The organism is Actinosynnema sp. NPDC050801, assembly GCF_040673975.1.
Lineage (GTDB): Bacteria > Actinomycetota > Actinomycetes > Mycobacteriales > Pseudonocardiaceae > Actinosynnema.
In genome coordinates, this window is sequence record NZ_JBFAQZ010000004.1 from 412419 (window position 1) to 424952 (window position 12534).

The 12534-nt window shown below is 71.3% G+C and carries 15 protein-coding genes and 2 tRNA genes; 13 read left to right on the forward strand and 4 right to left on the reverse strand.

Going from position 1 to position 12534, the window contains the following annotated elements; translation table 11 throughout:
• Window positions 1-30: 30 nt before the first annotated feature.
• The 3 genes from dnaG (at window position 31) to AB0K14_RS12410 (ending at window position 3245) form a co-directional block, all read left to right on the forward strand.
• On the forward strand, window positions 31-1923 hold the full coding sequence (dnaG, locus tag AB0K14_RS12400) for a DNA primase (protein ID WP_360453184.1): 1893 nt from the start codon (window positions 31-33) through the stop codon (window positions 1921-1923).
• Complete coding sequence (locus AB0K14_RS12405) at window positions 1923-2435, forward strand: hypothetical protein (protein ID WP_360453187.1); 513 nt, start codon at window positions 1923-1925, stop codon at window positions 2433-2435. The genes dnaG and AB0K14_RS12405 overlap by 1 nt, the downstream gene beginning before the upstream one ends.
• 63 nt (window positions 2436-2498) lie before the next feature.
• Window positions 2499-3245, forward strand: coding sequence for a trans-aconitate 2-methyltransferase (locus AB0K14_RS12410; RefSeq protein WP_360453291.1), 747 nt, complete (start codon window positions 2499-2501; stop codon window positions 3243-3245).
• Window positions 3246-3325: 80 nt separating this feature from the next.
• On the opposite strand, the gene AB0K14_RS12415 is transcribed toward AB0K14_RS12410, so the two are convergent.
• The gene (locus AB0K14_RS12415; RefSeq protein WP_360453190.1) at window positions 3326-3556 is read right to left on the reverse strand and encodes a hypothetical protein; all 231 of its coding nucleotides are present in this window, start codon (window positions 3554-3556) and stop codon (window positions 3326-3328) included.
• Between the two features lie 138 nt (window positions 3557-3694).
• On the opposite strand from AB0K14_RS12415, the gene AB0K14_RS12420 reads away from it, so the two are divergent.
• The 7 genes from AB0K14_RS12420 to AB0K14_RS12450 all read left to right on the forward strand — a co-directional run bounded on the left by AB0K14_RS12420 (window position 3695) and on the right by AB0K14_RS12450 (window position 8230).
• Window positions 3695-3766, forward strand: a tRNA-Asn gene (locus AB0K14_RS12420).
• Window positions 3767-3885: 119 nt separating this feature from the next.
• Complete coding sequence (locus AB0K14_RS12425) at window positions 3886-4731, forward strand: oxygenase MpaB family protein (protein ID WP_360453193.1); 846 nt, start codon at window positions 3886-3888, stop codon at window positions 4729-4731.
• 86 nt (window positions 4732-4817) lie between these two features.
• A tRNA-Ile gene (locus AB0K14_RS12430) sits at window positions 4818-4892 on the forward strand.
• Window positions 4893-5115: 223 nt separating this feature from the next.
• Complete coding sequence (locus tag AB0K14_RS12435; RefSeq protein WP_360453196.1) at window positions 5116-6186, forward strand: sigma-70 family RNA polymerase sigma factor; 1071 nt, start codon at window positions 5116-5118, stop codon at window positions 6184-6186.
• 70 nt (window positions 6187-6256) lie between these two features.
• Complete coding sequence (locus AB0K14_RS12440; protein ID WP_364337958.1) at window positions 6257-7669, forward strand: MFS transporter; 1413 nt, start codon at window positions 6257-6259, stop codon at window positions 7667-7669.
• Window positions 7666-7896 carry a ribbon-helix-helix domain-containing protein gene (locus AB0K14_RS12445; RefSeq protein WP_360453202.1) on the forward strand — a complete coding sequence of 77 codons (231 nt, stop codon included), beginning with the start codon at window positions 7666-7668 and terminating at the stop codon, window positions 7894-7896. The genes AB0K14_RS12440 and AB0K14_RS12445 overlap by 4 nt, the downstream gene beginning before the upstream one ends.
• Window positions 7883-8230, forward strand: a complete 348-nt coding sequence (locus AB0K14_RS12450; RefSeq protein ID WP_360453205.1) for a type II toxin-antitoxin system PemK/MazF family toxin — start codon at window positions 7883-7885, stop codon at window positions 8228-8230. The genes AB0K14_RS12445 and AB0K14_RS12450 overlap by 14 nt, the downstream gene beginning before the upstream one ends.
• Before the next feature lie 136 nt (window positions 8231-8366).
• Here AB0K14_RS12450 and AB0K14_RS12455 read toward each other — a convergent pair whose 3' ends face one another.
• Together AB0K14_RS12455 and AB0K14_RS12460 are read right to left on the reverse strand one after the other, a co-directional pair.
• Window positions 8367-8561 carry a ferredoxin gene (locus AB0K14_RS12455; RefSeq protein ID WP_360453208.1) on the reverse strand — a complete coding sequence of 65 codons (195 nt, stop codon included), beginning with the start codon at window positions 8559-8561 and terminating at the stop codon, window positions 8367-8369.
• Window positions 8558-9757 carry a cytochrome P450 gene (locus AB0K14_RS12460; protein ID WP_360453211.1) on the reverse strand — a complete coding sequence of 400 codons (1200 nt, stop codon included), beginning with the start codon at window positions 9755-9757 and terminating at the stop codon, window positions 8558-8560. Before AB0K14_RS12460 ends, AB0K14_RS12455 begins: the two co-directional genes overlap by 4 nt.
• A 186-nt stretch (window positions 9758-9943) precedes the next feature.
• Here AB0K14_RS12460 and AB0K14_RS12465 point away from each other — a divergent pair, with 186 nt between their 5' ends.
• From AB0K14_RS12465 to AB0K14_RS12475, 3 genes are read left to right on the forward strand one after another with little or no spacing between them, the layout of a single operon-like run.
• The gene (locus AB0K14_RS12465) at window positions 9944-10816 is read left to right on the forward strand and encodes an ABC transporter ATP-binding protein (protein WP_360453294.1); all 873 of its coding nucleotides are present in this window, start codon (window positions 9944-9946) and stop codon (window positions 10814-10816) included.
• Window positions 10813-11667, forward strand: a complete 855-nt coding sequence (locus AB0K14_RS12470) for an ABC transporter permease (RefSeq protein ID WP_360453214.1) — start codon at window positions 10813-10815, stop codon at window positions 11665-11667. The genes AB0K14_RS12465 and AB0K14_RS12470 overlap by 4 nt, the downstream gene beginning before the upstream one ends.
• Window positions 11664-11906 (forward strand): helix-turn-helix transcriptional regulator, encoded by a 243-nt coding sequence (locus tag AB0K14_RS12475; protein WP_360453217.1) that lies wholly within the window; start codon window positions 11664-11666, stop codon window positions 11904-11906. The genes AB0K14_RS12470 and AB0K14_RS12475 overlap by 4 nt, the downstream gene beginning before the upstream one ends.
• Window positions 11907-11948: 42 nt before the next feature.
• Here the strand turns inward: AB0K14_RS12475 and AB0K14_RS12480 are convergent, their stop codons facing one another.
• Window positions 11949-12533 (reverse strand): TetR family transcriptional regulator, encoded by a 585-nt coding sequence (locus AB0K14_RS12480; RefSeq protein WP_360453220.1) that lies wholly within the window; start codon window positions 12531-12533, stop codon window positions 11949-11951.
• Window position 12534: the final 1 nt, after the last annotated feature.

Genomic DNA, 12534 nt, shown 5'->3' on the forward strand with positions numbered 1-12534 from the left:
ACCAGTCTGCCAGCACTAGACTCGCTCGACGTGGCAGGACGCATCCGGGAGAGCGACGTCGCACTGGTGCGTGACCGGAGCCGGATCGACGAGGTGGTAGGTGACCACGTCTCCCTGCGCGGAGCCGGCGCCGGCGCGTTGAAGGGCCTGTGCCCGTTCCACGACGAGAAGTCGCCGTCGTTCAACGTCCGTCCCTCGCACGGCACGTTCCACTGCTTCGGCTGCGGCGAGGGCGGCGACGTCATCGCGTTCGTGATGAAGATCGAGCACCTCGGGTTCGTGGAGGCCGTCGAACGGCTGGCCGACCGGGCGGGCATCCAGCTCACCTACGAGGGCGGCGGCGCGACCGTCCAGCGCGACCGCGGCACCCGCAGCAGGCTCATCGAGGCGCACCGGGTCGCCGCCGAGTTCTACGCCGAGCAGCTGGCCACGCCGGACGCCTTGGCCGCACGGGAGTTCCTGGCCGAACGCGGCTTCGACGAGGCCGCGGCCCGCACGTTCGGCTGCGGTTTCGCGCCCGGCGGCTGGGACAAGCTCACCAAGCACCTGCTCGGGCGCGGGTTCGAGCTCACCGAGCTGATCAAGTCCCAGCTGACCAAGGAGGGCAGGCAGGGACCGATCGACCGGTTCCACCGCCGGCTGCTGTGGCCGATCCGGGACATGGGCGGCGAGGTCGTCGGCTTCGGCGCGCGCCGGATCTTCGACGACGACCCCATCCAGGCCAAGTATCTCAACACCAGCGAGAGCCCGATCTACAAGAAGTCGCAGGTGCTGTTCGGGCTGGACCTGGCCAAGCGGGAGATCGCCAAGCGCAGGCAGGCCGTCGTGGTCGAGGGCTACACCGACGTGATGGCCATGCACCTGGCGGGTGTGCCCACCGCGGTCGCGTCCTGCGGCACGGCGTTCGGCGCGGACCACATGAACGTGCTGCGCCGGCTGCTCATCGACGACTCGATGAACGGCGAGGTGATCTTCACCTTCGACGGCGACGCGGCCGGGCAGAAGGCGGCGCTCAAGGCGTTCGAGGGCGAGCAGGCCTTCTCCGCGCAGACCTACATCGCGATCGCGCCGGACGGCATGGACCCGTGCGAGCTGCGGCAGGCCAAGGGTGACGTGGCGGTGCGCGACCTGGTGGCCCGCCGCACGCCCCTGTTCGAGTTCGCCATCAAGACGCGGCTGAAGGACTACGACCTGGACTCGGTGGACGGCCGGGTCGAGGCGCTGAAGGTCATGGTGCCGTTCGTGGCGCAGATCAAGGACCGGGCCAAGCGGGACGGCTACGCGACCCGGCTGGCCTGGTGGGTCGGCTGGGACGACGAGTCGGCCGTGGTGCGCCGGGTGCGGGAGACGGCGACCGGCCGTGCGCCCGCGCCGTCACGTCGTGCCGCCGCACCTGTCGACCCGAACCAGGGCTCGCTGGACGTCGACGGGCCGCCGCGCCCCGACCCGCGCGACCCGGCGCTGTGGGCGCAGCGGGAGGCGTTGAAGGCGGCGTTGCAGCTGCCGGAGATGGCCGGGCCGTACTACGACTCGCTGCCGGACGAGGCGTTCACGCACCCCGCGTACCTGGCGCTGCACCAGGCGATCCGGCAGGCGGGCGGCGCGTCGTCGGGGCTGTCGGGACCGGCGTTCCTGGACGCGGTGTCGCAGGCGTGCAAGCAGCAGGCCGTGCGGTCGGTGCTGACCGAGCTGTCCGTGGAGGCCCTGCGGGTCAAGGCGGACGACGAGTACCGGTACGTGCAGAGCGTGCTGGCGCGGTTGCAGCAGATCCTGGTGGCCGGGCAGATCACCGAGATCAAGTCCCGGCTGCGGCGGGTGTCGCCGGTGGAGGAGCCCGACGAGTACCGGGCCCTGTTCGGCGACCTCATCGCGCTGGAGGACTACCACAAGGCGTTGGGCCAACAAGCGGTGGGCGGGCTGTGATGGGGCTGTTCCGGAGAGTTTTCGGCTCGGGTGCACCGGAGGGGTTCACCGGGGCGCTGGAGGCCGAGGAGCACGTCCTGGCGTCGGCCGCGGTCGGCTCGGACTGGCTCGTGGCGACCTCGTACGGGCTGTGGGTGCCGGAACCGGCCGGCCCCCGCCGGGTCGGGTGGCACCTGATCAGCAAGGCGACGTGGAGCGGGAACGCGCTGGCGGTGATCGAGGCGGTCGAGGACGGCACGGCGGGTGAGGCCGTGCTGCTGCACGACCTCGCGCCGCGGCGGTTCCCGCTGGAGTCGCCGGGCAAGGTGCCCCAGGTCGTGCACGAGCGGGTGACCGGGTCGATCAGGACGCGGGAGCACAACGCGACGGTCGGCGCGTGGTTCGTGCAGCGCAAGGTCGCCGGTCGCGACGGCGTGGTGCTGCAGGTGCGGCCGGACCCCGGCGCCGACGTGGAGCGCATCCGGGAGGTCGCGGCCGCGGTGGCGGCGAAGATCACGCAGCTTCGGGGCTGACTGGCCCGGTTCGCAGTACGCGCGTACTGTTGCAGTACGTACGTACTGTTACTGGGGGTGCGCATGTGGGATCCGGGCAAGTACCTGGCGTTCGCCGACCACCGCTCACGGCCGTTCCACGAGCTGGTGGCGCGGGTCGGGGCCACGTCGCCGCGCCGGGTGGTCGACCTCGGCTGCGGTCCGGGGAACCTGACCGGGACGTTGGCCGAGCGGTGGCCGTCGGCGGTGCTGGAGGCGCTGGACTCGTCACCCGAGATGGTCGCGGCGGCGCGGGCGCGCGGGGTCGAGGCGCGGGTGGGCGACGTGGCGTCGTGGGAGCCGGAGCCGGACACCGACGTGGTGGTGACCAACGCGGTGCTGCAGTGGGTGCCGGGGCACGAGGACCTGCTGCGCAAGTGGGTGCGGACGCTGCCGTCCGGCGCGTGGCTGGCGATGCAGGTGCCCGGCAACTTCTCCGGACCGTCGCACGAGCTGGTGCGGTCGCTGGTGCGGTCGTCGTGGCCCGGGTTGCGCGGGTTGCTGCGGCCGTCGCCGGTGCTCGACCCGAAGGGGTACGCCGAGGTGTTCGACGGCTGTTCGGTGGACGCGTGGGAGACGACGTACCTCCAGCGGCTGGAGGGGGAGGACGCCGTGCTGGAGTGGATCACCGGAACGGCGCTGCGGCCGATCCGGGCGGCGCTGGGGGACGGTGAGTGGGCGGTGTTCCGGGGCCGGTTGGCGCCCATGCTGCGGGAGGCGTACCCGCGCCGGGCGGACGGCACGACGTGGTTCCCGTTCCGCCGGGTCTTCGCCGTGGCGCGGGTGCCGTGACGCGCCGTGGCCGCCCCGGTTCGGGGCGGCCACGGCGACGTCTCGGTGCTCTATTCGGTGCTCCGGTTGGTGCTAGGGCCCTAGTTGGTGCGCGGGATGACGGGGTCGCGCCGGTGGCCGTTGGCGTGCGGCTGGTGCCGGCCGAAGCCCGTCTTCTCGCCCACCTTGGCGCGGACGATGCCGGCCGCGCCCTGTACGGCCGGGTGGTCGGAGAGGGAGCGGTAGGCGCGCACGATCTGGTCGTAGCGCTGGCGTCCGGCGCGCGCCCCCAGGACGTAGCCGACGGCGGCGCCGAGCAGGATGCCCTTCATGTCCGATGTCCTCTCGTGGAGATCGTGCCTGGTCACACCCTTCCTACCCGACGAGGAGGGGGGCGTGCGCGAGCACTGTTCCGGATGCGCTAGAGTTACGTCCTGTCGGGCCGGGCGGCCCGGCCTACAACAGAACATTCCCCCTTAGCTCAATGGCAGAGCATTCGACTGTTAATCGAAGGGTTACTGGTTCGAATCCAGTAGGGGGAGCGCGATGGCACCCCAGGTCGGTCGACCTGGGGTTTTGTCGTCCTCATGGGGTCCGGGTACCCGCGAGTCACCCGATTGTCACTCCCTTCGCGCCGGTTTCTTGGGGCAGGCTGAGCCGCATGGCCGACCGCTTCGCCAACCGTCGCCGGATCACGTCCCTGGACCCCGAGCGGGACCACGTCGAGATCATGCGCATCTCGTCCGGGTACGAGTTCCCCTGGGACTACGTGCGGTCGCTGGAGTTCGCCCTGTTCCGGACCTACTGCGTGCCGTCGATCTCGGCCCTGCTGGCGCGGACGGGCGAGTTCGAGCGCAGGCCGCAGAAGCGGTACGACGACACGGCGTTGCTGATGGCGGAGCTGGTGGAGCACGGCTACGACTCGCCGCGGGGCCGTGAGGCGCTGCGCGTGGTGAACCGGCTGCACGGGCGGTACGAGATCTCGAACGACGACATGCGGTACGTGCTGTCGACGTTCATCTTCGACCCGATCGAGTGGATCACGCGGTACGGCTGGCGGCCCCTGACCGACCACGAGCGGCTGGCCGCGTTCCACTTCTACACCGCGGTCGGCGTCCGTATGGGCATCAAGTCCCTGCCGTCCACCTACTCCTCGTACCTGGGGTTCAAGCGGGAGTACGAGCGGGAGAACTTCACCTACAGCGACACCAACCGCGCGATCGGCCAGTACACGCTGGACCTGTTCTGCTCCTGGTACCCCGCGCCGCGCGCCCTGACCTCCCGGGCGGTGCTGGCGATGCTCGACCGGCCGATGCTCACCGCCTTCGGCTTCCGCCCGCCACCACCGCTGCTCACCGCCGTCGCGCACGCGGCCCTGCGCACCCGCGCCCACACCGTCCGCATGCTCCCGCCGCGCAGGACACCACGCCTGACCAACGACCCGGGGAACCGCACGTACCCGGGCTACCCGACGGGCTACCGCCCGGCCGACCTCGGAGCCCCGTAGCCCTCCAGTGCACAGCTTGGTCACGCCGCCCGGGTTGTCGAGACGCGGCCGAGCTCCCCTCTGTACCCTCCGGAACCGCACGTCAGGGGGCGGTAGCTCAGCCGGTCAGAGCAGCGGACTCATAATCCGTCAGGTCGTGGGTTCGAACCCCACCCGCCCCACTGGTTTGATCAGCGCGAACCCAGCCTAACAAGATCGACTCGCGGAAGTGGTCGTGGTCTTGGTCGTGGGAGTCGCTTTCCGGCGCGCTGGATTCGGGCGGCGTGTTCCGCGACCAGTTTCCGGTTCCGGCGGTGTCCGTTCCTTCGAGAGCAGACCGCCCGACGGTCCGGCCGGCCTTCGGTCGGCCGCACCACCGTCGGCACCGCAGAGTGAGGAGCCACCATGCGAGCGATCCCGCAGGCCGGGGGGACCGACGCCTCGACCCGGACCGAGGACTCGGTCGCGGAGTTGCTCGGGCGGGCGCGGGACGGTGACGGGGAGGCGTTCCGCGTGCTCGTGGAGCCGTACCGGCGGGAGTTGCAGGTCCACTGCTACCGCATCCTCGGCTCGGTGCAGGACGCGGAGGACCTGTTGCAGGAGACGTTGCTCGCGGCGTGGCGGGGGATCCGGGGGTACGAGGAGCGGGCGTCGGTGCGGACCTGGCTGTACCGGATCGCGACCAACCGCTGCCTCAACGCGTTGCGGGCAGGCAGTCGGCGTCCCCACGACTCCGCCGCGTACCAACCGTCGGTGCCCTTGCCCGAGCCGTCGCACCGCCGGGCGGAGCCGAGTTGGCTCGAGCCCTACCCCGACGCGCTGCTCGACGAGATCGCCGACCACGTGCCGGGACCCGAGGCGCGGTACGAGGTCGGGGAGTCGGTGTCGCTGGCGTTCCTGGCCGCGCTGCAGCAGTTGCCGCCCAGGCAGCGGGCCGTGCTGGTGCTGCGGGACGTGCTGGGTTTCCGGGCCGCCGAGGTGGCGGCCATGCTCGACACCACCGGGAACGGGGTGACGAGCGCGTTGAAGCGGGCCCGCGGCGCGCTGGCGCGGGAACTGCCGGTGCACGACCGGGACAGCGCTCCGCTGCCGAACTCACCGCTCGAACGACGCATCGTGGACGACTTCACCCGCGCGTTCCAGGCCGGTGACGTCGACGCGATCGTGGACCTGCTGACGAACGACGCGCGGTTGACCATGCCGCCGATGCCGCTGGAGTACCGGGGCCCGGACGCCATCCGCCTCTTCCTGGCCACGGTGGCGTTGCGCGACGGGATCCGCTACGCGGTGATCCCGACCCGGGCCAACGGCCAACCCGCGCTGGGTTGCTACCTGCGCGACCCGCGGACGCCGATCCCGCACGCGCACGGGGTGCTGGTGCTGACCCTGGCCGGCGACCGGATCGCCGGCCTCACCCGCTTCCACGACAACGCGCTCCTGCCCGTCTTCGGGCTCCCGCGGTCGCTGCGCGCCTGATCGGCCGCGACGGACCGCGAGCGCGAGGACTTCCAACCGAGGGGGAACGGTGGGTACCGAAAGCGGACGGATGACGTCCAAGCAGGTGTGGACCTTGGGGCTCGCCTCACTGGCGTCGTTCATGATGGCCCTGGACAGCCTGGTCGTCACCACGTCGTTGAGCACGATCAGAGCGGACCTGACCGCGTCGGTGGAACAACTCGAATGGGTCGTCAACGCCTACAACCTCACGTTCGCGGTGTTGCTGCTGAACGGCGCGGCCCTGGGTGACCGGTTCGGTCGCCGTCGCGTCTTCACCACCGGCCTGGCGTTGTTCACTGTCGCGTCGGCGGCGTGCGCGCTGGCGCCGGACATCGTGTTCCTGATCATCGCCCGCGCGTTCCAGGGCGCGGGCGCGGCGATGGTGCTGCCGCTCTCGCTCACCCTGATCAGCGCGATCTTCCCGCCGCACCAGCGGGGCCGGGCGATGGGCCTCTACCTGGGTCTCACGGGTCTGGCGGCGTTCAGCGGGCCCTTCGTCGGCGGCGCCATCGCCGAGGGGCTCACCTGGCAGTGGATCTTCTGGCTGAACCTGCCGATCGGCGTCGTCGCGATCCTGCTCACCACGCGGCGGGTGGACGAGAGCACGGGCCCGAACGGCAAGCTGGACCTGGGCGGTCTCGGCCTGGTGACGGCGGGAGCGTTCGGCCTCATCTGGGCGCTGGTCCGGGGCAACGCGGCGGGCTGGGGCAGTGCGGAGGTGATCGGCTCGGCCGTGCTCGGCGCCGTGCTGGTGATCGCGTTCGTGCTGTACGAGAACCGCACGTCCCAGCCGATGGTCCCCATGGGCTTGTTCACGCTGAGGGCCTTCGTCGCGGCCAACTCGGCGAACCTCCTCGTGTTCGCCTCGCTGTACGGCACGATGTTCTTCCTCGCGCAGTACTTCCAGGTCGTGTGGGGTCACGGGCCGCTGGTCGCCGGGCTGCTGGTGATGCCGTGGACCGGCACGCTGATGGTGTGCGCGCCGATCGCCGGCCGCCTGGTCGACCGGGTCGGCGAGCGGAGGTTCGTGGTCGGCGGCCTGTTCCTCCAGGCGGTGAGCACGGCCTGGATCGCCTTCGTGATCGACGCGCACACGAGCTACCTGGACATCGTGCCCGCGCTGGTCATCGGGTCGGCCGGCACCACCATGGCGATGCCCGCGGCGCAGAAGGCGGTCGTCGGCGCGGTGCTGCCGGGGCAGATCGGCCAGGCGTCCGGCGTGTTCATGATGCTGCGGATGTTCGGCGGCGTGTTCGGCACCTCGGTGTCGGTCGCGGTCTTCGGCGCGGTGGGCGGTTACGCGACGGCCGAGGCGTTCAGCGAGGGTTTCTCGGCGTCGATGACGGCGGTCGCCGTGCTCGCGTTCGTCGGCACGCTCGCCGGTCTGGCCATGCCGGGCAGGCGACGGGGGCAGCGCGGCGGTGGTCACCCGGTAGCACCGGAGGTAGCATCGACGGTATGAAAATCAGTGTGAGCCTCCCCGAGGAGGACGTAGAGTTCGTTGATCGCTACCTGCGGCAACACCGGAGCGCCTCCCGATCGTCGGTGATCCACCAAGCGATCACGTTGCTGCGCGAGGCGGGTCTGGAGAACGCCTACGCGAGCGCGTGGGAAGAGTGGGAAGCCGGAGGAGACGCCGAGATGTGGGACGTGACCGCGCCAGACGGTGTCCTCGATGCGGCGAGGTGACATCTACTGGGTGGACCTGGACCCGGCGCAGGGCGCCGAGGCCAACAAGATCCGCCCGGCCGTGGTCGTCAGCAACGACGCGGCGAACCGGGTCGCCAGACGGGGCGGCCGGGGTGTGGTGACCGTCGTGCCCATCACCTCCAACACCGCGAAGGTGTACCCGTTCCAAGTGCTGCTGCCCGCCAAGGACTGCGGGCTCGGCGCGGACTCCAAGGCGCAGGCCGAGCAGGTGCGCACGGTCGCCGCGGCCAGGCTCCGCGCCCGGATCGGCGGTCTGCCGCCCGCGGTGCTCAAGCAGCTGGACGACGCCCTCCGCGTGCACCTGTCCCTCTGAGCGCCACCCATCCTCGCGCCGATCACGCGCGCCGGAAGACCGCACGCCGCTCAACCAACGAATCGCTCACCCGCGCGTTTGCCACGCGCGCCGGAATACCGCCGGGGCCGTCCGGAGACGGCCCCGACAGCCTCCGTCACCCCAGGACGTGGATGGCGCCCGCCGGGCACAGGTGCGCCGCTTCACGCGCCGCCTTCTCGTGCTCGCCGGTGGGGGAGGGTTGCAGCAGCACGACCGTCCCGTCCACCTCGTCCTGGTCGAACACCGCCGGGTCGGTCAACGCGCACATCCCCGACCCCGCGCACCGGTCCGGATCGACTTCGACCTTCACGAGAACTCCACCGGCAGCTCGTGCACCCCGTAGATCGCCATGTCGTCCCGCATCCTGACATCCTCGGCGGGCACCGCGAGCCGCAGGTCGGGGAACTCCCGGAACAGCGCCGAGAACCCGACCCTCATCTCGATCCTGGCCAGCTGCTGACCGAGGCACTGGTGCACGCCGTGGCCGAACCCGATGTGCCCGGCCGCGGACCGGGTGACGTCGAACTCGTCCGGCCGGTCGAACCGCGCCGGGTCGCGGTTGGCGGCGGCGACGGAGATCGAGACCGACTCGCCGGCCCGGACCACCACACCACCGATCTCCACGTCCTCGATCGCGGTGCGGAGCGTGCCGAACTGGACGATGGTCACGTACCGCATCATCTCCTCGACCGCGTTGTCCACCAACGACGGGTCGGCGCGCAGCGCCGCCAGCTGATCGGGGTTGCGCAGCAGCAACAACGTGCCGATGCCCAGCATGTTCGCCGTGGTCTCGTGACCGGCGACGAGCAGCAGCAGCCCCATGTTGGCGACCTCGGAGTCGGTCAGCTCGCCGGTGGCGATCAGCCCGGACAGCATGTCGTCGCCCGGCGTGACGTGCTTGCGCCTCGCCAGCTGGAGCACGAAGTCCTCCAGCCGCTCGAACGCCGCCATGATCTCCTCGAACGTCGAGTCCAGGCTCAGCGCCTTGGCGGTGTCCTGCTGGAACGACTCCCGGTCCTCGTAGGGCACCCCCAGCAGTTCGCAGATGACCATCGACGGCACCGGCAGCGCGAAGTTCGCCACCAGGTCCGCCGGTGATCCGGCGGCGCGCATCGCGGCCAGGTGCTCGGCCACGATCTGCTCGATCCGGGGCATCAGCTGGTTCATCCGCCGCACGGTGAACTGGCCCGTCAGCAGCTTGCGGTACCGGGTGTGGTCGGGCGCGTCCATCCCGATGAACATGCCCGGCTTGGCCGGCGGCCGCTGCGTGACCGGCTGGCCGGCGAGCAGCCGCGGTGAGTGCTGGAGCTCGGACCGGCTGCTGAACCGCCGGTCCGAGTGCACCTCGCGAGCCAGCTCGTAACTGGTCACGAGCCACCCCAGGTGGCCGTCGGGGAACTTCATCCTGCTGATGGGCGCCCGTTCGCGGAGCAACCCCAACTCCGCCGGCGGGTCGAACGGGGTGCTGCGTTGGGTGGGCAGCTCTGAATACAGCGTTTCGGTCATCTCGCACACCTCCCAGTGCGTTAGGGGACCTTCTTCGCAACATACAGAAGTTTCACGAAGCCATGAAGGAAATATGCCGTGGGGGAACGGTCCTAGTACGGCTGATAGCAGGTGTGCTACAAACGGCCCAAGAACTCTGACAGGGGGAGGTGAGGGTCCTTGGTCATCGAGGTGCGCGATCTGCGGATGCGCTACGGCACGACGGACGTGCTGCACGGGGTCGACTTCACCGCGGATCCGGGTGAGGTGGTGGCCCTGCTCGGGCCCAACGGCGCGGGCAAGACCACGACGATCGAGATCCTGGAGGGCTTCCGGCTGCCCTCCGACGGCCACGTCCGGGTGCTGGGCGTCGACCCGGCCACCGGTGACGAGGCCTGGCGCGCCCGGCTCGGCGTGGTGCTCCAGTCGTGGCGCGACCACGGCCGCTGGCGGGTGCGCGAGCTGCTGCACCACCTCGGCCGCTACTACGCGCCCTACGCCACGCCGCACCAGCCGCGGCCGTTCGCCACCGACGAGCTGATCGAGACCGTCGGCCTGACCGAGCACGCGCACAAGAAGATCAGCAGCCTGTCCGGCGGCCAGCGGCGGCGGTTGGACGTGGCGATCGGCATCGTCGGCAAGCCGGACCTGCTGTTCCTGGACGAGCCGACGGCCGGGTTCGACCCGCACGCGCGCCGGGACTTCCACGACCTGGTGCACCGGCTGGCGGACCTGGAGGGCATGACGATCCTGCTCACCACGCACGACCTGGCCGAGGCGGAGAAGCTGGCCGACCGGATCCTGGTGCTCGCGGGCGGCCGGATCATCGCCGACGGCAGCCCCGACCAGCTCGGCCGCCAGGTCGCGGGCAAGTCCGAGATCCGCTGGACGCAGGGCGGCATGCGGCACGTGCACACGGCCGACGACGCGACGGCGTTCGTGCGCGACCTGTTCCGGCAGCACGCGACCGGCATCTCCGAGCTGGAGGTGCGGCGCAGCACGTTGGAGGACACCTACATGGCCCTCGTGCAGCGGCACGAGAGCGGTCATGCGACCGACGAGGAGGTGGCGCTCCGGTGAACGCCAAGGCACAGGCCGTCCGGCTCGGCGTGGACCGCGGGCTGCGCGAGTTCCGCCACTCCATGGGCAGCTCGGACCAGTGGTACAACGTCTTCACCGGGCTCGCGGCGCTGACCGTGCTGTGGTTCCAGCGCGACACGCAGGTCGAGGGCTCCGGCATCACGCTCGCCGCGCTCACGCTGCCGGGGCTGCTCGGCATGGGGATCGTGTTCGGCAGCCTGGTCGGGCCCGCGGGGCAGCTCTCGATGAACCGCGAGGACGGCACGCTGCTGCGCGCCAAGGCGGTGCCCGGCGGCATGGTCGGCTACCTGGTCGGCCGGGCCGTGCAGACGTCGCTGGACTCCCTGTCCGGTCTGCTGGTCGTGCTGGTGCCGGGCCTCTTCCTGGTGAACGTCCTGGCGGACGCGGGCGTGGACGGCGTGCTCGGCCTGGTCGCGGTGCTGGCGCTCGGCATGGCCTCGATGCTGCCCTGGGGCGCGGTCGCCGGGTCGATCACCAAGAGCCCGGGTGGCGCGATGGGCATCACCATGCTGCCGATGATGGGGATCGTGGCGATCTCGGGCATCTTCTACCCGATCACCGCGATGCCGGGGTGGCTGCAGGGCGTGGCGCAGGTGTTCCCGGTGTACTGGGCGGGTCACGGCGCGCGGGCGGCGCTGCTGCCGGACGCGGCGGCGGCCGCGGAGCTCGGCGGGTCCTGGCGGATCCTGGAGATGATCGGCGTGCTCGGGGTGTGGGCGGCGGTCGGCTTCCTGCTTGCACCTACGATCCTGCGTCGGATGGCCCGCCGGGAATCCGGAGCGGACATGGAGCAGCGCCGGCAGGCGGCGTTGCAGAGGGGCGTGGGGTGAGCGAGAGCGTCTACAACCGCATCGCGATGCTGCGCGCGGAACGGGGTGTGTCACGCCGGCAGCTCTCCGAGGCGTTGGGCATCCACTACCAGACCGTGGGCTACCTCGAACGGGGCGAGTACAGCCCCAGCCTGTACCTGGCGCTGCGCATCGCGCAGTACTTCGAGGTGCCGGTGGAGGTCGTGTTCTCGACCGACCCGTTCCCGCGGTTGGGCAGCAACTCCGAGCGATCGGCGTAGGCGGGCCCGGGGGCGGCGCCGTGGCGTCGCCCCCGACGCCACTCACCTCCCGAGCACGCCGCGCAAGGCCGCACGGATCGCCGCGGTCAGCTCGGCCCGGCTCTCCGGCGTGCCCGGTGCCGGTGCGCCCAGCGCGCCCGCGCCGACCAGCCGGTCGAACAGCAGCCCGTCCACGAACGCCACCAGCTCCCGGCTCTGCCGCTGCGGGTCCGGCGCGCCCAACGCGGCCAGCAGCTCCCGCGCCTGGGCCCGGGGCCGTTCCCCGTGGGCCAGGATGCCGCGCAGCTCGGGGTGGTGGGTGGCCTCCAGCAGGCACGCGTACCGGGCCAGCGTGCGCTCGCGGCCGGTCGTCATCCACTGGTCGAGCACGTGCGCGACGCCCTCCGCGAGCCGGTCGGGGTCGAGCGTGACGTCCACCGCCGCCGCGACCACCTCGGCGTTGTCCAAGTCGGCCAGCCGTTGCACCACGCCCTCGACCAGCGCCTTGCGGGTGCGGAAGTAGGCCGAGGTCGAGCCGGTGGGCACGCCCGCCCGGGCGTCGACCGCGCGGTGGGTCAGCCCGCGCATGCCCCTGGTGGCCACCACGTGGATCGCCGCGTCGGCGAGGGCGGCCATGCGCTCCGTCACG